Genomic DNA, 1,122 nt, shown 5'->3' with positions numbered 1-1,122 from the left:
CAAAGGAGTTCCGTGTCTTCAAATCCGATTCGTGTAGCTATCGTCGGCGTGGGTAACTGTGCCGCTTCGCTGGTCCAGGGTGTCCATTACTACCGGGATGCCGACCCCCAGGCCACGATTCCGGGTCTGATGCACGTGGAGTTCGGCAAGTACCACGTCAATGATGTGCAGTTTGTGGCCGCGTTCGATGTCGATGGCAAGAAGGTCGGACATGACCTGGCTGATGCGATCCTGGCGAGCGAGAACAACACCATTAAGCTGGCCGAGGTCCCGCCGACGGGTGTGACGGTGCAGCGCGGGCACACCCTGGATGGGCTGGGGCGGTATTACCTGGAGACCATCGAGCAGTCCACGGAGGAGCCGGTCGATGTTGTCCAGGCCCTGAAGGACGCCAGGGCCGATGTCATGGTCTGCTACCTGCCGGTCGGGTCGCAGGAGGCCGCGGAGTTTTATGCGCAGGCCGCGATCGACGCGGGTGTGGCGTTCGTGAACGCGCTGCCGGTGTTCATCGCCGGGACGAAGGAGTGGGCTGATAAGTTCACTGCTGCGGGTGTGCCGATCGTGGGTGATGACATCAAGAGCCAGATCGGTGCGACCATCACGCACCGTGTGATGGCGAAGCTGTTCGAGGACCGTGGTGTGACGCTGCACCGCACGTACCAGCTGAACGTGGGCGGCAACATGGACTTCAAGAACATGCTCGAGCGGGACCGGCTGGAGTCGAAGAAGATCTCCAAGACCCAGGCCGTGACGTCCAACGTCGAGGCCGAGCTGGCCGCGAAGGATGTCCACATTGGCCCGTCCGATTACGTGCAGTGGCTCGATGACCGGAAGTGGGCGTTCGTCCGGCTGGAGGGCCGGAACTTCGGTGACGCGCCGGTGTCTTTGGAGTACAAGCTGGAGGTCTGGGATTCGCCGAACTCCGCGGGTGTGATCATCGATGCGATCCGTGCGGCGAAGATCGGCCTGGACCGCGGCGTCGGCGGCCCGTTGGTCTCGGCCTCGAGCTACTTCATGAAGTCCCCGCCGGAGCAGTTCAACGACGACCTCGCCCGCGAAAAGGTCGAGGCCTTCATCCGCGGCGACCTCGACCGCTAAACCCCGCCCCCGGACGCGTCCTCA

Annotated in this window: 1 protein-coding gene; it reads left to right on the top strand. The window is 63.2% G+C overall.

The window, feature by feature from the left end:
* Nucleotides 1-12: 12 nt before the first annotated feature.
* Nucleotides 13-1,098, top strand: a complete 1,086-nt coding sequence (locus tag ACTHQX_RS21680; protein ID WP_440174671.1) for an inositol-3-phosphate synthase — start codon at nt 13-15, stop codon at nt 1,096-1,098.
* Nucleotides 1,099-1,122: the final 24 nt, after the last annotated feature.

The organism is Arthrobacter sp. SAFR-023, from assembly GCF_051965295.1.
Classification (GTDB): Bacteria; Actinomycetota; Actinomycetes; order Actinomycetales; family Micrococcaceae; genus Arthrobacter.
This window is presented reverse-complemented; position numbering and strand designations above follow the sequence as displayed.